This window comes from Oceanicaulis alexandrii DSM 11625, from assembly GCF_000420265.1.
In the GTDB taxonomy this organism is placed as follows: domain Bacteria; phylum Pseudomonadota; class Alphaproteobacteria; order Caulobacterales; family Maricaulaceae; genus Oceanicaulis; species Oceanicaulis alexandrii.
This window is the reverse complement of record NZ_ATUP01000001.1, coordinates 2,534,684-2,553,476: the sequence shown is the minus strand read 5'-3', so window position 1 is coordinate 2,553,476 and position 18,793 is coordinate 2,534,684. Positions and strand designations below refer to the sequence as shown.

Here is an 18,793-nt window from a genome sequence, read left to right as displayed (position 1 = left end):
CTGCCTCCTCCCGTTATCGGCGCACACGGCCTGATCGCGCATCCACACGCACATCAAGCCGCCTGCCCTCACGGGTCAGTATCCGGATCATGTAATAGGGGTTCTCACCATTCACGAGCCGGCCGGACAAAACCTCGGCGCCCGGATAAGCCTGACGCACGGCGGAGACCGCCACCGACATGGGCACGATGGCTTGCGCCTCGCTATAGGCCTGATCCTTATGGACCGCAGCATGGGCGGGCGCCCCCATCAGGGAAGCCGCGCAAACAAGCGTCAGGAGAAGTGTGAGAATTCGTGTCATGACATGCTTAATGACGGATCCGGGCTGAACGCACGCTGAACGGTATTCAGAAACGTGCATGAGAGAGACATCATGACCTGAAACGCTTTCGCGGATGATAATCCGTCGGAGGCGTCCAGTCCTCGATAAAGGCTTCAAGGTCAGGGTCGTTCAGCGGCACGTCGATGACCAGACGGATGATCTGGTCGCCGCGCTCGCCCTCTCCCTTGGGCGCGCCCTTGCCGCGCAGCCGCAACTGGGCGCCTGAATTGGCGCCCGCAGGCACGCGGACCTCGACCATGCCGTCGATTGTGGGCGCCCGCACGGCGCCGCCGAACAACGCTTCTTTCAGGGAAATCGGCAGATCGAGCCGGATGTTGTCGCCCTCGCGACGGAACCAGGGATGCTCCTGGATCACGATCTCGATCAGCGCATCCCCCGCCGGGCCGCCATCGCGACCGGGATGGCCCTGGCCGCGCAGGCGCAGCACCTTGCCGCTCTCCACGCCTGCCGGGACCCCCACTTCCAGGGACTTGCCATTGGATAGCGTAACGCGCTTTTTCGCGCCGCGCATGGCGTCTTCAAAGCTGACATTCAGGCGCGCCTTGATTTCTGCGCCGCGCATGGGCTGCCCGCGGGAACGGGAGGCGCCAAAATCGGTGAACAGATCAGAGAACATATCGCCCAGATCCTCGAACCGGCCGCTGGGACCACGCTCGCCAGGGGCGCCGCCGGGGCGCGAGCGGAAATGATAGGCCGGGCGTTCCTGCCCCGCCGCATCAATCTCGCCCTGGTCAAACCGGGCGCGCTGTTCAGGGTCTGACAACAGCTTGAAGGCCTGGGTGACCTGCTTGAACTTGTCTTCGGACACCTTGTCATTCGGACGTGCGTCAGGGTGCAAAGCCTTCGCCAGCTTGCGGTAGGCGCGCCGGATCTCGTCGGCGCTCGCAGTGCGGGACACGCCCAGAATCGCATAGGGGTCAGTCATCATGGCCGTTGTGATAGCAGTCTCTTGCAAGTCGGGCGAGCACCGGGCCGCACCCGTACGGGTCACATCTGTGCGTTCCGCCTCAGACCTGCAAGACCGACGCCAGCCCAGCGCCATACCGCTCCGACACTTGCCGGACGCTGAAGCTGCAACCGCTCAGATCCGCCGGCAGCTCGGACAGGGAGAGAACAAGTTGCGGCGAAGCCGTCGACCAACGCGCGATGACAGCGCCGTTCAGGTCACGCAACTCCACCTCATAGGCTTCCCACGCCTCGCCCAGCGGCACGTCCACCCCCTGCCAGCGGTCCCCGCCGATCCGTGTGCGACGAATCCAGTTCAGCGTCAGGTCCGCCCCGCTCAGCGTCACTTTGAGATGAACCGGTGCGAGCGGACGCAAATCACGCGCTTGATAAACCGCCTGCAGCTGGCGGGCGCGACCATCGCTGCGCCGGGCGCCTTGGGGGACGGCGATGACAGACAGCGCCGCATCGCGTTCCGCATCGGTCACCGGCAACACGCCCAGCGCGCCATCAAGCCTCACCACGCTGGCGCCTGCCGGGGCGCCAGGCGCGGGAGAGCCGCCCAGGCCGCGCAACAAGCCTGTCAGGCGCCAGGCGCCGTCCTGTTCGAGCGCTGCGGTTTCAAACGCCAGAACTTCCCAGCCGTCTGGCGTTTCAACCGCGATCTGGTTGGCGCCCGCCAGAACCGACAGACGCGAGCGGCTTTCAAAGGCGCCGTCATAGAGCCGGACCCGCATCTCTGCATCCAGACGCCAACGTCCTTCGGGACCCGCGGGAAGCTCAGCCAGCAAGACGCCGGTCTGCGCAGGCGCGTTTATGCGTGATCGGACCTGCGCGCTCTCCAGATCCGCGCCGGCATACAATTGCACCGCTCCCGCCCAGGGCTGGCTCCACGCCGCCGCCAGAAAGCCATTGCGCGGCGCGTCTTCATCCGGGCCGAGGGGCAGGTCCAGCAAACGCACAAGCGGGCGTCCCGCCGCGACCGGCGCCGCAGGGATTTGCGGTTCCGGCCCGGCCACCGGCGCCAGCCCGCCCAGCGCCGGGCCGAGCTGAGCTGTGCGCGACGCGATCCCCTCCAGCGCATCCAGCCGCCAGAGCGGGCTGTCGCCTTCACGCATCTGCACCGGATCACCCGCTTCAAGTCGGGCCATTGAGGGCGGCAGGGCTGCGCTCAGGCTCTCCCCTTGCGTCCGGGCGCGCGCCAAAAGATCACGCGCCCAGCCCTGCGCCAGACCACGATCGGCCAGGATCGGCGCCTGAATTGAGATCAGACCCTCGGTCACATGATCCAACCCGCGCGCGCTGACAGCGGCGGGGGCATAGTCGCCTTCATCGCCAATAATGACGAGCTGCGCATCGGCGGGCGCGTCTTCCAGCGGCGCGCGGGTATAGACGGCGCCGTCCGCCCCTTCGGGCAATTGATCAACCTCCAGCATGACCGGCGCGCTGACGGGAGACAGCGGCAGACAGGCCGCGCCTCGGCTTTGATCCACCAGCGTAAAGCCGAACACCGCGCCCAGGCTGGCGATCACATCGCGCGCCCGTTGCGGACGATTGATCACATAGCCCGCCAGCACGCCGTCGATCTGGCGCGTGTCCAGCGCGTCCAGCCCGGCGCGGCGGGCGATATCGGTCACCACGGTGCTCAACGAAGACTGCCCCGCCCGCCCCGTCAGCCAATGCCCGCGCCGCCAGTTTCCGCCATCGCTCCAGATATCGCTGCGGGCGGGAAATTCAGGAAATGGCCGGGCGTCCCAGCACCAGACATGGCTGCGTTCCAGATCCAGCATGGGGCCGCCATAGACGGGTGACACCGGATTGCGGCCCAGCTCGGGCGCCCAATAATCGAGCACGGTTTCGATGGCCCGGCGCTGGATCAGGTCGTCACGCGCGCCGTTGGAAAAATGCGGCGCCCGGCTTTCCGCGCTTTTGGGATCGAGGAAGACATTGGGCTGGTTTGAGCCCTTGTCCACCGCCGGGCAGCCGAGCTCCACAAAGCGGATCGGCTTGCCGCCCGGCGCCCAGCCTGTGGGCGTCGCCGCACGGTGTCCGCCCACCCGGTCATGATGGGGATTGGACCACCAGTCCGCGAGGCGCTTATACGCCCAGATCCAGTCCTCCCCATGGGCCGTGTCGAGGATGGGCGTCCGGGTCTGGCTCAAACGGTCGGCGTCCGACGCGTAATACCAGTCCCCGCCTTCACCGCCTTGCACATTGGCGCTGAGATAGGCGCGATCATGGATCGAGCCGAAATCCGCATCGGCATGGCTCTCCCCGTCTCGCCAGTCTGACAAAGGCGCATACCAGTCGAGCCCTACATAATCCACGTCGGGATCCGACCAGAGCGGATCGAGATGAAACAGGCGGTCCTCGCTGCCGTCCCGGGGCGCATGCCCGGAATATTCAGACCAGTCCGCCGCATAGGACAGTTGCACCGACGGCCCCAGAAGCGCCCGCACTTCGCCCGCCAGCGCCTTGAACCGCGTGACCGCCGGGTATTCGGTACGGCTTGAGCGCACACGATTGAGCGCGACCATTTCCGACCCGATCAGAAAGCTCTCCACACCGCCCGCCGCTTTCGCCAGCGCGGCATGGTGCAGGATGAACCGGTCAAAGCCCCAATCCCCGGCCGGGCCGTCATAGCGCACCGTATCGCCGGAAACCTGGAAGTCCGTCGCGCGCACGCCGCCGAAAAAACCATCCACCTGCACGCTCGCTTGCGCGCTTTGATCGGGCGAGCCCGGCAAACCCGGCGCCGGCGTGCAACTGATCCGTCCGCGCCAGGGATAGGCGGCCTGATAGGGCGCGCCATAAGGGTCGTCGCCGCGCGTGGTCTCAGGAATATCCATCAGGATGAAGGGATACAGCGTGACCTGATAGCCGCGCTGTTTGAGCGCCCGGATCGCACTGATCACGGTCTCATCAGACGGCGTGCCGCCATAGACCGGTGCGTCATCACGCTGGGACACCAGATGCGCGTCAGCTCTGGACAGTCCTGCTACCGACCAGTCCAGCGGCCGTGTGGTCTTTTCACGCGTCTCAACGCCCGGCCGGATCTGGCAGGCGCCGCAGCGCAGATCATCGCCGAACCAGCTTGTGACCAGCGCCACCGATCTGACCTGCGGCAGGCGTGCGGCCAGATCATCCAGCGCCGCTTCGAGATTGGTGAACGCGCGGCTGGTGTGAACGTTCTCGGCCAGCTCCTCGCCTTCGCGCAGCTGGCGATAGACCGGCTCTGTCGCATAGACGAACTCGCCCGAGGCCGGGATCAGACACACGCCCTGAACCAGGTGTTCCAGTTGCGGCTCATCGCTCTGGTCCTCGCCCGCGCCCAGCACCTCAAAGCTCAAATTGGGCAGGCGCGCGCCATAGGCGTCGAGCGGGAAATCCTCAAACACCATGTAGGCGAGGCCGCGATAGGCGGGCGCAGCGCCCTCCACCGCTTCGATCAGCGGGTCCGGCGCCTGATCGGACGCGCCGGCATGGAGCCGCATCACCGCCGCGTCATGGTCCAGCAATTCGCCATTCGCCCAGATGCGCCCCACGCCGGACACCAGGCCTTCACAGAGGGCGACCGCAAAGCTCGCGGCATACTCATACTCGGTGATCTCCGGCCCGCCCTTGCCGCCGCCGGAGCTGCGCGTGCGGGCGGTTTCGGTGACCGGCCCCAGCCAGATCACCTGCCCGGCGAGACGCATCCGGCCATAGACGATCGGCATGAAGGCGCCCTCGGTGGAGGTCTGGACGCTGAAGCTCTCAAGACGCGGGCCTTGCTGGTCTGACGCAAACAGGCCGCCAACCAGCGAGCCCACCCCCGCTTGCAGGAATGACGCGCCGACCTGCTGGGCGGCGGACAGGAGAAGCTGACCCATATGATCCTCGCTCTGGCTAAAGGGGGAAGGCGAAAGCGCCTGCGATCCGCCGGCGCCACCAGGGACCCAGCGCGGTCTCGCACACGCGCTGCCCCCGCCAGGCGTGCAGGATGCGATCCGGCGCGCTCAGGATCGCGCAATGGCGCGCCGGGCCGTTCGGAGAATAGTGAAACAGCACCACATCGCCCGGCGCCGCCGAGACGATCTCGACAGGAGATAACCAGCGCGCCGCCGCCTCGCTCAGCAGATCGCGCGCGCTGCGCTCGGCCCAGTCAGGCGTATAGGGCTGCAGGGTCTGGGGTTCGGGACCATAAAGCGCACGCCAGACGCCGCGCACGAGGCCCAGGCAATCACAGCCCGCCCCCTTCACGCTCATCTGGTGATGATAGGGCGTGCCAGTCCAGCTTCGCGCTTCGCGAAGGATGCGCGAGCGGTGTTCCAGCTCAGTCATCAGCGCGCGCTCACCGGACGGATCAGGGCGTCATTGCCGGGCATGTGCGGACAGCCGCGAAAGTTCGCAGCGTTGGAAAAGCGCGCCTTGCAGGTCTCTAAGCGCTTGTCGCATCCGAGTGTCAGCCTGAGCGCCTCGCCCGCTTCGGCGGCGGGCGCCGCGCTGTCGAGTTCAACAATCAGCCCGGTCCCGTCCGCGCGCGCCGTGACGATGCGCTGGTCCGGCCAGGATGGCTGAGCTGTCCAGGACAGCACACCTTCAGAGAAAACACTGGCGTCACCCGGCGCCGGGTCCAGCCCCTCTATCCGAATAGCGCGCCGGGTGATCTGTCCCGCCAGCAGGCCGCTCACTCGGCGTCCCAATGCGGCCAGATCGACCTGACAGCGTTCATCGCCCAGCTCGGCGTCGCATTGGCGCGAGAACACCCGGCCGATCGTGCGGTTCAGACGCGCGGACAGGCCTGAAACTTCCGCTTCAAAGCCCTGATCGCCATAGCGGATCTCGCCCAGCTCTCCGGTGAAGGCGCGATAGTGAAGCGTCGGGTCTGACCAGTCGACCCGATAGAGCGTCAAAGCGGCGCCGTCCCAGGCGCCCGCCTTGATGGCGTCCTTGGTGATCACGCCGCTGTCGAGCTGCCCGAACACGGCGCCGCGGGCGGGGGCTGATCCCGTTTCACTTCGCAAATCGCCGGCGCTGAAACCTGAGGCGGGCTCACAGCTTACGCCATCCACTTGCAGTATCTGGTCATGGTCGGTGAAGCCAAAGCAGGCGCCGTCGCGGCGGGTCAGGATCCAGGCCCAGCTCAGCGTGGTCACCCCCGCATCCAGCCGCGCCTGAAACTCGGGCGGAATCTCGATCATCACGAGCCTCCATAAAAAAAGCCCCGGCGAAAAGCCGGGGAGAAGCTGGGAAACATCCAGCCCTAAAGCCGAACCTCGATCAAAGGCACGGAGCCGATCATCGCGGCGCCGCCCTCAAGGCTCGCCTCCAACTGATCGGCGTCAAACCGCGCCGGCACATCAAAGCGGAACCCCGCCGTGATCAGGGCGCCGTCGGGCGGCGGCGCGTCAAAGACGATCTCGCCGCCCGTCTCGACGCTGACCGGTGTTTCAACGCCGTCGAGCGCCACGCGAACGCTTTCGGTCTGGGGCAGCATAATCGGGCGGTCCCAGCGTCCTGCGCCATCGCCATAGGCTTTGAGAAGTGGAAACCGATCCGTCACGCCATCCCCCGCTCCAATCACCTGATCAAGCGGGCTAGGCGCGACGCCGGGCCCCGCCGAGCCGTGATCAAAGGGGTCTGTGAACCGAAAGGCGTGCAACCGCCCCAACCGGGCTTCGAAAAAGGCGGTGAGCCGCGCCAGGTCCGCCTGCGACCGGACGCCCGGCGCCGCATCCCAGCGCCGTCGTGAATCGCGCCAGACAGCGTTGCGCTCTTCACGGCCCGAATTGAGCGTCACGATCTCGGTGCGCCGTTCGGGGCCCCCGCGCGCCGCCAACCCGATCGAGAGGGGAAAGCGCACATCATGAAACGCGCTCATAACCGGCGCCCTCCCCTTTGTACGGCGCGCGCCACCGCGGCGGCGATCTGGCTTTCAGAGCGTTTGACGCCCTCAAGCGCCTGCCCCTGAGCGATGATGGTGATGTTGACCGGCGCCGCGCCCAGGGGCGACACCGCGCCTGACTGGCCGGGCGTGAACACTTCCGGTCCCCGCTCGCCCACCAGATAGCGTTCACCGGCCATCACAGGTCCACCCTCGGCGCGCTGGCCCAGCACCCCGCCCAGAAGCGAGCCCAATTGCCCCGCAGCGCTGGCCAGAAGCCCCGGCAGGGGCTGAAGAATGAAACGGTCCAGCGCCAGCTCGGCGAAGGTTCGGGCGATCTTTTCCGCCATGTCTGAAAAGCTCAGCTCGCCGGAGCGCGCCGCGCCTTCAAGGCTGGAAGCGATGTCGCGGCCCGCGCTTTCAAAGGCGTCGGACAGGGCCCGCGCGGCGCTTTCGCCTTCACGCGCCGTCTCGGTGAGTTCACGCCGCGCCGCACCGGCGTCCGCGGCGAGATCCGACAGGTCAAAGGTGTCGGTCATTGGGCTCCTCCATCAGGAAAGTCTTTGATCAGCGCCTCGATCGCCTGACGGTCGGGCGGCGGCGGAGCGACCGGCCCCAGCGCCGCGCACAGCGCCCGCCATTCCGCCAGCGACAGCGCCCAGAAGGCGTCAGGGCTCAGCCCGAAGCGCAAAACGCCCAGCGCGAACCAGCCCGGCCAGCACCCGGTCATGTAAGGTTCGCTTCAAAACAGCTCAGCACGGCCCGGGCCGCGTCTGCGGGGGCCGCCGCGTCCGCCAGCGCCTGCGCGTCCTCATGCCCGCCCGCGGTCAGCAAAGCGGTCAGAACGCAAGTGAGATCGGTCGCGCTGAGACTTCGAAATCGTTCGGAGAGCGCTTCGAGCCCTGAGACCTCCAGCGCCTGTTCGATCTGCATCAGGGCGGCAAGGCTGAGACGCAAGTGAACCGGCGCATCGCCCAAATGGGCGCGCACCTGTCCAGATTGAGAAATTGTCATGAGCACAAACTTTCTGCGCCGTTAGACTGGGCGCGGATCAATGTGAAGGGATCACCCATGCGCCGCTTGCTCGCCTGTTTCGCTCTCGCCTCTCCGCTGGTTCTGTGCGGGTGTGAAAGCCTGTTTCAGGACGTTTATGACGACCGCTACGAGGAAGAATGCGAGACGCTGCGCAACCCTGACGCCTATCGCGCCTGCCTCAATGAGCTTGAGGACATGCAGCGTCAGCGCCGGATTGACGACCGCAGCTCAGAGGGCTGAGAAGGTCAGGGCGCCCGCTGACGCCAGCGACAGCGAATAGCTCGCCTCGCCGTCATGGCGGCCGGAATATTCCAGCGCGGTCACCAGGAACGGGCCTTCGATGACGCCAAAGTCCGGCACGATCACGCGCCAGCTGCGCCTGGCCTGATCAAAGAACACGCTCCGCACGGTCTCGTCCGCCGCGCTGTCGACAAAGATGCCCGCGCCTGAAATCGCCGCAGTGCGCACCCCGGCGCCGTCCAGCAATTCGCGCCAGCGCCCCGGACTGTCAGCGTGGGTCACCTCGACCGCGCGGGCGTTCAGCGACAGGGTCTTGGCCCTCAGCCCCGCAATGCTGGTGAAACTCTCCGGCGATCCGCCATCGCCGATTTTCAGCAAGACATCCTTGCCCGCTTGCGCCGTCATGGCGTGTCTCCTTGGATTTGAATGAGGGTTCTGACCCGCGCCAGCCCTTGCACGATGCGGGTGTCGGAGGTTGAGAACAGGTCGGCGTAGACCAGGCGTGGATGGATGGCTGCAAAGCCGGCCTCCAGCGTCAGCGGGCCCGTCTCCAGCGCAGACCGGATCGCGCCCAGCGCCTTCTTGATGGTCTCGCTGTCATCGCGCCGCCCGCGGATCAGAAGGGTCTGGCGCAGATCAATCAGCCGGGCCTCGCTAGCGTCCGCCGCGTCGCTTTCCACCCGCCCCAGATACAGGAAGGGATAGCGCACGCCGGATCTGGGCTGCTCAAAGATCCGCGCCTCCAGCTGGGCCGTGACGCCCGGATCGCTGCGCAAATGCGCCAGAAGTCCGTTCTGGAACGCGGCTTCCGCGCTCATAGCCGCACCGGCATGTAGGGGGCTAACAGCCGGTCCACGATCTCAGGCGCAGGCGGCGTCTCGCCCCCCTCGCCCCGATCCGCGCCATAGCGCGCCGCGACCAGATGCAGGATCGCCGCGCGCAAGGGCGCCGGCACGTCGTCGGGCGTCTCGCCAAACCCGGCGGTGAACTCAATCTCGATCCCGCCCGCCTTGACCACAGGGCGCGGCAAGGAGAAGGGCAATATGGCCACCAGCCGTCCCGGCTCGCCGGTCTCCACCCGGTATTCCGCCGGATCCCAGACCGAGAGCGTCCCGTCCCGCTCGCGGCCGCGCACCGCCTCGACGCTCAGAAGCGGCGCCTTGGCGAGGCTGACCGCCAGCCCCGACGCGCTCAGCCGGTCGCGCGGCCAATCATCCAGCCGCTCGCGCCAGCTCTGGGTGATCAGCGCCAGCCCGGTGCGCGCTTCCACATGCTCACGGGCGGCGATGATCGCGTCGGTGATCAGCGCATCGTCGTCTTCATGGCTGACGCGCAGCCAGGTTTTCGCTGCGTCGAGACTGACAGGTTCCGCCCCGGGCGGGCTTAAAAGAGTGAGAGACATCGCGCCGCCTCCTTTTCAAAAAAGCAAAGCCCCGGCGCTGGGGCCGGGGCTTTGAGGTGGGGGAGAGAAGGCTCGGATCAGGCGGCGAATTTCAGACACTTGATCGCGTCGAAATCCTGCACGCCGCCGCCGACGCGGCGGGTGGTGTAAAACAGGACATAGGGTTTCGCCGAATACGGATCGCGCAGCACCTGAACGCCCTGGCGATCGACCACCAGATAGCCACGCTCGAAATCACCAAAGGCGATGGAATAGCTGTTCGCGCCGATATCGGGCATGTCCTCGGCCTCGGTGACGGGATAGCCCATCAGGCTCGCCGGTTGGCCCGCGCCCTGGGCGGGCTGCCAGATATACTGGCCGTCTGCATCCTTGAACTTGCGCACGGAGGACACCGTGGAGCGGTTCATCACAAAGCGGCCATTGGCGCGATAGGCGGTCTTGGGCGCATAGATCAGATCAATCAGCGCATCTGCAGGGTCAGACGCGGAGAAGCCGCCCGACACCCCGGTCGAGACAAACCCCATCTCGCCCCAGCTTTCCGTGCCGACTTCGGCCATGGTGTAGCTCAAGAACCCGCGCGGCTTGTTCACCCCGTCGCCGGAGACGAAGGCCTTGCCCTCGGCCTCGGCGAACACGTCGCGCACTTCTTCAGCCAGCCATTGCTCGAGATCGACCAGCGCATCATCAAGGATCGCAGGCGTCGCGGCGGGCATGGCGTAAAGCTCGGCGGTCGGAAATTCGAGCAGCTCCAGCGAGGACGCGTCGGTTTCAGGCCGGCTCGCCGTCTCCGCCGCCCAGGCGCCTGCTGCGCCGCCCGCGCTGACCGGTTTCTTGAAGGTGTGAGACCGCGTCTGTTTGACCGTGGCGATGGACCGGATCGGGCTGACCTCGCGGATCAGGCGTTCAATACGCGTTTCAAGCTCCGCCGGCGCCACATGGCCGCCCGTTGCGCCGGTCTGGCCCGACAGCGCTTTTTGATCGAGCGCTGGCGTTTCGCCTGTGCGCAGAAAGCCGGACCAGCCCGCCGATTTCACATCGGCGCCGGACAGGTCGGGCCGCGCCGCTTCCCGGCTGAGACGGTCGAGGCGGGATTGGGCCTCGTTCAGCGCCGCGTCTATGCGGTTCACCTTGTCGGCAATGAGCGGATCGGCGCCGGTCTTGGATTCCAGCGCCTCCAGGCGGTCGTCATTGGCCTGTTTGAAGTGTTCAAACGCGGCCAGCATGTCCGCCATGGCCACGCGCGTGTCAGCGGAAGGAACCGCCATCTTGGTTTCCCGGCTCATGAAAATCCTTTCTGTTCATGATGCGAAGTCAAAGCGGTCAGGCCGCCGACGCGGCGAGCCGCGCCTCAGAAGCCCCAAGGACGCGAAGCCGCGCCTGGGCCAGCATGGGAAAGGTAACGATGGACACCTCCCACAGATCGAGCTGAAGCAGATCGCGTCCGCCGCCCGGTCGGGGCGCGGAGCGTTGCGTGCGAAACCCGATGGAGAGGCCATCCACCGCCCCTTCGCGCACCAGCCCCAGGGCGGCGCGTCCGCGCGGCGCGGTCGAGAGAATCCGGCCGCGGACATAGAGCCCGCGGCCGTCCTCGGCGATCTCGTCCCAGACGCCCACAGGTTCCGCTGCATCATGCTGGAACAGCATGCGCACCCCTGTGGGGCCTCGCGCTTTCAGCCCCTCTGCAAAGGCCCCCGCGCGGACGAGATCGCCCCCCTGATCCTCGATATCAAACAGGCTGGCATAGCCAGCCACCTCCAGCGTCTCGCCAGAGCCGTTCAGCGCCTGCATGCGCGCCTCCCCTGAAAATGTGAAAAGCGGACCGGTCAGTCCTGTTCGAGGCGACGCTCGATGCGTTCCAGCGCAGCGCGCGAATACGCGGCGTGCGCTTCCAGCCGCGCCAAACGTTCAGCCACCGGCGCGGTGGCGTCGGCGCGGGTTTCCAGCTGATCGAGGCGCTCATTGGCGGCCCCGGTCCACATCAAGGCGCCCGCGGTCTGCAGCGTCAGCGCCAGAATGACGCCGAGGGTGATCGAGCGATCCAGCCGCCAGCCTTGGGCGACCTGGTCTCCAAGGCTCATGACGGCTCTCCTTGTCCTTGCGGGGCGAGGCCCAGAAGGGCGCGCTTTTCATCCGGCGACAGGAAGTCCGCGCCGGAGATCTGCGCCCAGCGCGCGGCGCGCTCTTCTGTAAAGGCGGGCAGGCCGTCTTCATCCACGCACAGCTTCGGATCGGTCCCGAACCAGGGCGCCAGAAACCGGTTGAGCGCGGCGGCGGTTTTCTTCGCCAGCGGCAACACCGTCTGGCGATAAAACGCCTGATTGGCCTCGCGATAATTGGAATAGGTGTTGTCGCCCGGCAGCCCCAGCAGCATGGGCGGCACGCCAAACGCCAGCGCGATCTCGCGCGCCGCCTCTCGCCGGGCCTGAATGAAATCCATTTCGGCGGGGGAATGGCCCATGGGCTTCCAGTCGAGCCCGCCTTCCAGCAGCAAGGGCCGCCCGGCGTTATCGGGGCCGGTGTAGAGGCTTTCCAGTTCAGCTTTCAGCCGGTCAAACTGATCCGGCGTCAAACGTCCCTGCCCCTCTGATCCGGTCTTCATCACCAGAGCGCCGGACGGGCGCGCCGCGTTATCCAGCAGCGCCTTCGCCCAGGCGCCGCCCGAGGCGTGCACATCCACCGCCCGCGCCGCCGCCTCCATGGGCGACAGGCCATATTGATCGTCGGTCGGGTTAAAGAGTTTCAGATGCAGGACAGGCGACCGGCCCGACGCGCGATCGCGCTGAAACACCTGCGCGCCGGACGCTGTGCGATATTCCCAGCCCTCCGCCCAGCCCTTGGGGCCGGTCATCACACGCACCCGGTCAGGCCGCAGCGCATAGAGCCCCGGCGCGCCCGCCTCAAAGCCGGACAGGTGCAGATAGGCGTCGCCCGCCACCTGCAGATGGCTTTGCACGCTATCCATCAGCTCGGCGCCGGACTGGTCGGGATTGGGCGCTTGGATCAACGCCATCGCCTGCTGGCTGGCGCGATCCTCGCTGAGGGTCTTCAAAGGCGTCGCGGCGACCGCTTCCGCGATCAGCCGCACGCAACGATGCGCGACGGCGTTTCGGGCATAGCCTTCGGTGGCGAAGGCGGCGTAGCCGCGCGGGCTCCAGCTCGCCCCCGTCCCGAATCCGAGCGCAAGGGTTCGCCCGGCCGCCTTGCGACCGAGACCCAGCCAATGCTTGAGCATGGCGTTCTCCTGTTGAGTTAGAGCCGTCGCAGCCGGGGGCTGGCGGCCGAAGGCGTCAGGGCGGCGACCGCCCAGACCAGCGCGTCCACCCGGTCCGGGCTGCCGCTCTGGTCGGGGGCGCCAAAACTGCACATCTGGTCTTCCAGCGCCGGCATGCGCACCGCATGTCGAACCCGGCCGCGGGCGTAGAGCGCGGCGACAGGTTCAGCCCGCGCCCGCTTGCCGCGGCTGGCGTGAACCAGCCGCACCGGCAGATCCGGCGCTGCGGCCTGCAACACGGCGCGGACCATGTCCCCGCCCTGATTGGCCTCGGCGATCACAGCGTCTGCGTCCAATGCGTCAAAGGTTTCCGCCACCCGCGCCGCCCAGTCTTCGGGCCGCGCCTGAAGACTGGCATCTTTCAGGATCACCAGCCGGGCCTCGCGACCCTGACCGGAAGCGCCGGCGGCGATGATGCCGCATTCATCCCCGGTCGCGCTGGCGGGCGGGTCCACCGCCACCACCACGCGTTCGGGCTCGAACTCTGAAAGCGCCAGCGCCTGATCAATCAGACCGCGCGTCCACAACGCCCCTTCGGGATCGTCGATCAGCACGCCCTCAAGCTCCTGTCGCGCCAAACGACTGGCGCCATAGCGCTCGGTCATCGCCGCGACGAAACCCGGCGCCAGATTGGGCGCGTTCGCATCGGTCCCAGCATGGCTGACCACCACGCCCGCCTGTTTCAGAAGCGCCTTCAGCGCCGGCAACGGCCGGGGCGTGGTGGTGATCATCAATTGCGGCTGCTCGCCCAGCCGAAGCCCCAGCCCCAGCATGTCGAGCGTCTCCTGAGGCCGGGTCCAGGCCGCGAATTCATCCGCCCAGGCGCAATCAAATTGCGGCCCGCGCAAGCCGTCCGGGTCTTCAGATGAAAAGCCATAGGCCATCGCCCCGTCCGGCCAGACCAGACGGTGACGGCTGGCTTCATAGCGGGGACGGTCCTCATCCTCGCCGATATTGAGAAAGCCTGACGGGCCGGACACCATCACCTCGCGCACATCGGAAAAGGTCGGCGCCACCAGCGCGATGCGCCGTCTGCCCGCCTTCACCTGCGCCCTCACCCATTCGGCTCCGGCGCGGGTCTTGCCAGCCCCGCGCCCACCGAGAAACAACCAGGTGCGCCAGTCGCCGTCAGGCGGCAGCTGATCAGTGCGCGCCCAGAAGCGCCAGCTAGTCGCGAGGCGTTTCACCTCCTGAGGGGTCTGATTGCGCACCCACGCCCTTCGCTCTGAGATGCTCTGCGAGGCGATCGAGCCGGCGATCGAGTTCGGCGTAATAGTCTCGTTCGTCACCCGCTTGCTCCTCATGCGCGGCGGGAGCGCCACCCGTCTCGGTCTGGGTCATGGTTTCACTCCAATGTTTGAGATCGCGGCCCGCCTTGATCAGCGCGGCGATGGTCTTCGCCTGCCGTTCGGCCTTGCCCGCATCCCCATCGTCGAGCGCCGCCAACGCCGCTTCCAGGCGCCGGTTCAGCTCCGCGATCATCCTTGCGGGCGCGGGGGGCGGGAAATGCTGGTCAATCCAGCCGCATCTGTCGGTGATTGTTTTCGGCTTCAGCCCGAAAGCCGCCGCCAGGTGTTCGGCGCCCTGCCCGGCCCGCCAGCCTTCATGAATGGCGATCCAGTCAAAGCGCCGCCCCCCACCCGTCCGGTCCGGCGCCAGGAGGGGCGTCTTCGTGTTCATTTCGACCATGCCTGAAGACTAGCCGATAACCGCCTCGGTCGGATTGAACGCGCACGGTTTCGTCCAACGCCTTGCGGCGTCAGGGAAGGACGGTTCAGGAATGAAGGACAGGCGAGGCGTTATCCCCGCTTTGCGTCCTGACGGCTGACGATATGGCTCTCGAAATCGCCCTCGTCGACGTCATTTTCGCTGACAAGCTTGCCTTTGACCGAATGCCCGGCCTGCACCACGCTTTCGCGGTCACCGGTTTTCAGCGGATGCCAGTCGGGCAGGCTCTGGCCTTCATTCAGCAAGCGATAGGCGCACGTGTCGGGCATCCATTTGAGCTGGTCGATATTCTTTGCGCTCAGTCGCACGCAGCCGGGCACATGGGTCTGGCGGTTGGCGTAATCGGTGCAGCGCACCGTTTTCAGGTCCAGCAGCTTGCAGCCCACATTGGTGCGCCAGAACGTGTCAGGGTCATCTTCATCGCCTAGAATGACGACGCAGCATTTGCCGCAGCCATCGCACAGCGACTCCCATTCGCTGTCGCTCATTTCAGAAAGCGACTTGCGTTCGTAAAAGGGACGATTATCGCTCATGGCCTAAGTTTAGCCGTGATCGGCTGATTTTGAGACATGTCCCAAAGCCCGTACGGGCTGCGAAACCCTATTGAGGTCCGCCATCACATTCCGCGCCGATCAATCGCCCTCCCTGATAACTAGGCTCAAAGCCCGCTGGCGCCTCATCGCGCTCGTCACCGTGCAACTGGTGCTGCTGGCGGGGCTGGCCTGCGGGGTTGTAATCTGGCGTTGGGCCTACCACGACTTGCCGCCCGTTCCAACAAACGCACAGGATTTGTGGAGCGTAAGGCGCGAGGCGGCGGTGACGGTGCTGGCGGAAAACGGCGCCATTCTGGGCCAGCGCGGACCGCTCTATGCGCGACCTGTGCAGCTGGAAGACCTGCCCGATCATGTACCCCAGGCCTTCCTCGCTATCGAGGACCGGCGCTTTTACGATCATGACGGCTTTGACGAGCGCGGCTTTGCGCGCGCCATGTGGGCCAATCTGCGCGCAGGCTCGCTGGTCCAGGGCGGCTCGACCCTGACCATGCAGCTGGTGAAGAATTTGATCCTCAGCCCCGAACGCACCGCCAGACGCAAGCTGCAGGAGATCCGCATCGCCACCGAGCTGGAGCGTCATCTGACCAAGCAGGAAATCCTCGAGCTTTATCTCAACCGGGTCTATCTGGGCGATCAGGCCTATGGGGTGGAAGCTGCGGCCCAACGCTATTTCAACAAATCCGCCAGCGCCCTGACCGTCTCAGAAGCGGCGCTTCTGGCGGCGCTGCCCAAGGCGCCGTCGCGCCTGGCGCCGACTTCCAACCTGCCCGCCGCCCGCGCCCGCGCCGAGGCGGTGCTCTACAGCATGCTGGACGCCGGATTCATTGATCAGGCGACCTATGAGACGGCCCTTGAAAACCCGGCCGAGCTGGCGGCCGGCGATGAAAGCTTTGAGCCGGGCGCCTTTGGCTATGTGTTTGATCAGGCGGTGGCGGAAGCCCGAGAGCATCTGGGCGACGCCGCGGATACGCCCGATCTGGTGATCCGCACCAGCCTGAACGTCACCGCCCAGCGCGCCGCCGAGCGCGCCGTCGCTGCGGTCATGGACCTGCAGGCTGAAGCGCGCAACGCCGACGAAGCGGCTTTGGTGGCGATGGATCTTCAAGGCCGGGTGCGAGCGATCGTGGGTGGGCGCGATTACACCGCCAGCCAGTTCAACCGCGCGGTTCAGGCCCGCCGCCAACCCGGCTCGGCGTTCAAGCCCGTGGTCTTCGCCGCCGCGTTTGAAGCCGGCATGGAGCCCGCCACCGCCTTCAACGACGAACCCATCGAGATCGAGGGCTGGAGCCCGGAAAACTATGGCGGCGATTATCGCGGCCGCATCACCATCGCCGACGCCCTCAAACGCTCGATCAACACCGTGGCCGCACAGGCGGGCGCCGCGGTGGGCGCGGACGCCGTTGCGGAAATGGGACAGCGCCTGGGGATCACCACAGCCCTCAACGCCGTGCCGTCTCTGTCCCTGGGCGCCTCCGGGGTCAGCCTGATCGACATGACGCGGGTCTATGCCGTGTTCGCCAATGACGGTCGCCGCCCTGAACCGGTTCTGGTGCTGGAGGTGCGCAATTCGCGCGGCGATCTTCTGTATCAGGCGCCTGAAGCGACCGAAGGCCGCCAGGTGATCGAGCCCGAGCAGGCGCAATGGATGTCGACGCTGCTGCAAGGCGTGGTGATCGAAGGCACGGGCCAGCGCGCCCAGATCAATGGCCGCCGCGTCGCGGGCAAGACCGGCACCAGCCAGATGAGCCGCGACGCCTGGTTTGTCGGGTATACCGGCCAGCTGGTCGCCGGCGTCTGGGTCGGCAATGATGACGACACGCCCACGGACGGCGTCACAGGCGGTCAATTGCCTGCCGAAATCTGGCGCCGCTTCATGAGCGAAGCCCATGAAGGCCTGCCCGCCGCCCCGCTCTCGGCCCCGGCGCCGCAACGGCGCGGCGCCCGTGAAGAGCGGCTGGCGGCGTATTACTCGGCTTTGTCAGCGCGGTTTGAATCGCTCAAGGACGGCATAGACGGCTGATCCGCCCCGCCCTCTTTGCCCAGCAGCTCGCGCAGATCCGCGAGTTCGGAACGCAGGGCGCGCACTTCATGGATCAGCACTTCACGCTCGTCATGGGCTTCAGCCTGACGCTCGGTCTCGGCGTCAAAATGCTTGGACTGCATGGAATCCACGATCACCGCGATGAACAGGTTCAGCACGGCGAAGCTGGTGACGATCACAAAGCCGACGAAGAAGATCCAGGCGAACGGATGCTCGGCGATCACCGGCCGGGCGATTCCCATGGACCAGCTCTCCAGCGTCATCACCTGGAACAGGGTGTAGGCGGACCCGCCCAGATCGCCGAAAAACTGAGGGTGGGTGCCTGAAAACAGCTTCGCGCCCATCACCGAGGCGACGTAGAAAATCACCCCCAGCACCAGCATGATCGCGCCCATGCCCGGAATGGCCTTGCCCAGCGCCTCGACCACCGACCGCATTTCGGGAATGACCGAGAACAGGCGGAACAGCCGCAAGACCCGCAACGCCCGCAACACGGTGAACGCGCCCGCCGCCGGCACCAGCGAGATCGCCACCACCAGAAAATCAAACCAGTTCCAGCCTGACTTGAAGAAATTCAGCCTGTGGACGAAGACCTTCAGCACGATCTCGACCACGAAGGCGGCGATGATCGCGTGATCCGCATAGGTCAGAACCTGCACCATCAGCTCAGGCAGCGGATAGGTCAAAAGCCCCAGGATCGCCGCGTTCACAAGGATCAGCGTCGTGATGGTGTTGCGAAACGCCGCGCTGTCGAGCAGCCGCGCCACAGGGTTCTTGGTCGCCTCAGGGGTCACATCGCTCATCACAGGCCTCAAAGCAGGAAGACAAGCGCTTGGTTAGCCGCGCCACCCGATTGGCGCAACGGTTTGTCAAAGTCGTCATGTCATATTCGCAGCCATGATGATCACCCTGTTGATGCTGCTGCAAAGCGCCATGCCCGCCCCGTCCGCACTGCCATCAGGCGCGATTCTGGACGCGCAGGCCCGTCGCGGCGTGTTGATGCGGCTGGATGGCGCCGCCGCGCAAAGCGTGGACGCCTGCATCAGCGCCTGTGATCTGACGGAGGGGTGTCAGGCCTGGACCTATCACCGCCCTGAAACGGCGCGCGCGCCGCGCTGTGACTTGCACCCGATTGCGGGGCCCAGCCATTTTGACCCCGGCGCGGTGACCGGCCTCTCCCCGGCATTGGCCGCGCGAATCGAAGCGGGCGCAGAACGCGCGCCCAGCCTGCGTGAACGCCGCGCCCTCACCCAAGATGCGCCGTCTGCAGAGCCGCGGCGGAGTGATGAACTGGCGGGCGGTTGAAAAACACAACTGAACCGGGTGTTAACCACGGTGCGCCACGCTTTCTTTACTCCATCGGCTGCA

23 protein-coding genes are annotated in these 18,793 nt (G+C 66.3%); 3 read left to right on the top strand and 20 right to left on the bottom strand.

Features of this window, described 5'->3' with window-relative positions; all coding sequences use genetic code 11:
* Positions 1-13 precede the first annotated feature (13 nt).
* The 9 genes from G405_RS0112290 to G405_RS0112250 all read right to left on the bottom strand — a co-directional run bounded on the left by G405_RS0112290 (position 14) and on the right by G405_RS0112250 (position 8,168).
* On the bottom strand, positions 14-301 hold the full coding sequence (locus G405_RS0112290) for a PepSY domain-containing protein (RefSeq protein ID WP_156861499.1): 288 nt from the start codon (positions 299-301) through the stop codon (positions 14-16).
* A gap of 70 nt (positions 302-371) precedes the next feature.
* The gene (locus tag G405_RS0112285; RefSeq protein WP_022701827.1) at positions 372-1,271 is read right to left on the bottom strand and encodes a DnaJ C-terminal domain-containing protein; all 900 of its coding nucleotides are present in this window, start codon (positions 1,269-1,271) and stop codon (positions 372-374) included.
* Between the two features lie 79 nt (positions 1,272-1,350).
* The gene (locus G405_RS0112280) at positions 1,351-5,160 is read right to left on the bottom strand and encodes a baseplate multidomain protein megatron (protein WP_022701826.1); all 3,810 of its coding nucleotides are present in this window, start codon (positions 5,158-5,160) and stop codon (positions 1,351-1,353) included.
* 16 nt (positions 5,161-5,176) lie between these two features.
* Positions 5,177-5,611 carry an NlpC/P60 family protein gene (locus G405_RS0112275; RefSeq protein ID WP_022701825.1) on the bottom strand — a complete coding sequence of 145 codons (435 nt, stop codon included), beginning with the start codon at positions 5,609-5,611 and terminating at the stop codon, positions 5,177-5,179.
* Entirely contained in the window at positions 5,611-6,471 is an 861-nt protein-coding gene (locus G405_RS0112270) for a DUF2163 domain-containing protein (protein WP_022701824.1), read from the bottom strand. The genes G405_RS0112275 and G405_RS0112270 overlap by 1 nt, the downstream gene beginning before the upstream one ends.
* Before the next feature lie 62 nt (positions 6,472-6,533).
* Positions 6,534-7,151, bottom strand: a complete 618-nt coding sequence (locus G405_RS0112265) for a DUF2460 domain-containing protein (RefSeq protein ID WP_022701823.1) — start codon at positions 7,149-7,151, stop codon at positions 6,534-6,536.
* Positions 7,148-7,693 (bottom strand): phage tail tape measure C-terminal domain-containing protein, encoded by a 546-nt coding sequence (locus tag G405_RS15985; RefSeq protein WP_022701822.1) that lies wholly within the window; start codon positions 7,691-7,693, stop codon positions 7,148-7,150. The genes G405_RS0112265 and G405_RS15985 overlap by 4 nt, the downstream gene beginning before the upstream one ends.
* Entirely contained in the window at positions 7,690-7,884 is a 195-nt protein-coding gene (locus tag G405_RS15980) for a phage tail assembly chaperone (protein WP_022701821.1), read from the bottom strand. Before G405_RS15980 ends, G405_RS15985 begins: the two co-directional genes overlap by 4 nt.
* On the bottom strand, positions 7,881-8,168 hold the full coding sequence (locus tag G405_RS0112250) for a GTA-gp10 family protein (RefSeq protein WP_022701820.1): 288 nt from the start codon (positions 8,166-8,168) through the stop codon (positions 7,881-7,883). Before G405_RS0112250 ends, G405_RS15980 begins: the two co-directional genes overlap by 4 nt.
* A gap of 57 nt (positions 8,169-8,225) precedes the next feature.
* On the opposite strand from G405_RS0112250, the gene G405_RS0112245 reads away from it, so the two are divergent.
* Positions 8,226-8,429, top strand: a complete 204-nt coding sequence (locus G405_RS0112245; protein WP_022701819.1) for a hypothetical protein — start codon at positions 8,226-8,228, stop codon at positions 8,427-8,429.
* Here the strand turns inward: G405_RS0112245 and G405_RS0112240 are convergent.
* The 10 genes from G405_RS0112240 to G405_RS0112195 all read right to left on the bottom strand — a co-directional run bounded on the left by G405_RS0112240 (position 8,418) and on the right by G405_RS0112195 (position 15,363).
* A complete protein-coding gene (locus G405_RS0112240; protein WP_022701818.1) occupies positions 8,418-8,834 on the bottom strand; it encodes a phage major tail protein, TP901-1 family in 417 nt (138 codons plus the stop codon). The two genes, G405_RS0112245 and G405_RS0112240, sit on opposite strands and share 12 nt — an antisense overlap.
* Positions 8,831-9,247, bottom strand: a complete 417-nt coding sequence (locus G405_RS0112235; protein ID WP_022701817.1) for a DUF3168 domain-containing protein — start codon at positions 9,245-9,247, stop codon at positions 8,831-8,833. The genes G405_RS0112240 and G405_RS0112235 overlap by 4 nt, the downstream gene beginning before the upstream one ends.
* A complete protein-coding gene (locus G405_RS0112230) occupies positions 9,244-9,831 on the bottom strand; it encodes a head-tail connector protein (RefSeq protein ID WP_022701816.1) in 588 nt (195 codons plus the stop codon). The genes G405_RS0112235 and G405_RS0112230 overlap by 4 nt, the downstream gene beginning before the upstream one ends.
* 77 nt (positions 9,832-9,908) lie before the next feature.
* Positions 9,909-11,096, bottom strand: a complete 1,188-nt coding sequence (locus G405_RS0112225; RefSeq protein ID WP_233346035.1) for a phage major capsid protein — start codon at positions 11,094-11,096, stop codon at positions 9,909-9,911.
* A 55-nt stretch (positions 11,097-11,151) separates the two neighbouring features.
* Positions 11,152-11,619: an HK97 family phage prohead protease gene (locus tag G405_RS15975; RefSeq protein ID WP_022701815.1), complete on the bottom strand. Its 468-nt coding sequence runs from the start codon at positions 11,617-11,619 to the stop codon at positions 11,152-11,154.
* 35 nt (positions 11,620-11,654) lie between these two features.
* Complete coding sequence (locus G405_RS0112215) at positions 11,655-11,909, bottom strand: hypothetical protein (protein WP_022701814.1); 255 nt, start codon at positions 11,907-11,909, stop codon at positions 11,655-11,657.
* Complete coding sequence (locus G405_RS0112210) at positions 11,906-13,063, bottom strand: phage portal protein (protein ID WP_022701813.1); 1,158 nt, start codon at positions 13,061-13,063, stop codon at positions 11,906-11,908. Before G405_RS0112210 ends, G405_RS0112215 begins: the two co-directional genes overlap by 4 nt.
* Before the next feature lie 17 nt (positions 13,064-13,080).
* A complete protein-coding gene (locus G405_RS0112205) occupies positions 13,081-14,313 on the bottom strand; it encodes a DNA-packaging protein (protein ID WP_028284781.1) in 1,233 nt (410 codons plus the stop codon).
* Entirely contained in the window at positions 14,270-14,782 is a 513-nt protein-coding gene (locus tag G405_RS17220) for a hypothetical protein (protein ID WP_156861497.1), read from the bottom strand. Before G405_RS17220 ends, G405_RS0112205 begins: the two co-directional genes overlap by 44 nt.
* 119 nt (positions 14,783-14,901) lie before the next feature.
* Positions 14,902-15,363 (bottom strand): YcgN family cysteine cluster protein, encoded by a 462-nt coding sequence (locus G405_RS0112195; protein WP_022701810.1) that lies wholly within the window; start codon positions 15,361-15,363, stop codon positions 14,902-14,904.
* A 70-nt stretch (positions 15,364-15,433) separates the two neighbouring features.
* On the opposite strand from G405_RS0112195, the gene G405_RS0112190 reads away from it, so the two are divergent.
* Complete coding sequence (locus tag G405_RS0112190) at positions 15,434-17,404, top strand: transglycosylase domain-containing protein (RefSeq protein ID WP_233346034.1); 1,971 nt, start codon at positions 15,434-15,436, stop codon at positions 17,402-17,404.
* Here G405_RS0112190 and G405_RS0112185 read toward each other — a convergent pair.
* Entirely contained in the window at positions 17,350-18,228 is an 879-nt protein-coding gene (locus G405_RS0112185; protein ID WP_022701808.1) for an ion transporter, read from the bottom strand. The two genes, G405_RS0112190 and G405_RS0112185, sit on opposite strands and share 55 nt — an antisense overlap.
* Before the next feature lie 94 nt (positions 18,229-18,322).
* Between G405_RS0112185 and G405_RS0112180 the strand changes: the two genes are divergently transcribed.
* Positions 18,323-18,730 (top strand): PAN domain-containing protein, encoded by a 408-nt coding sequence (locus tag G405_RS0112180; RefSeq protein ID WP_022701807.1) that lies wholly within the window; start codon positions 18,323-18,325, stop codon positions 18,728-18,730.
* Positions 18,731-18,793: the final 63 nt, after the last annotated feature.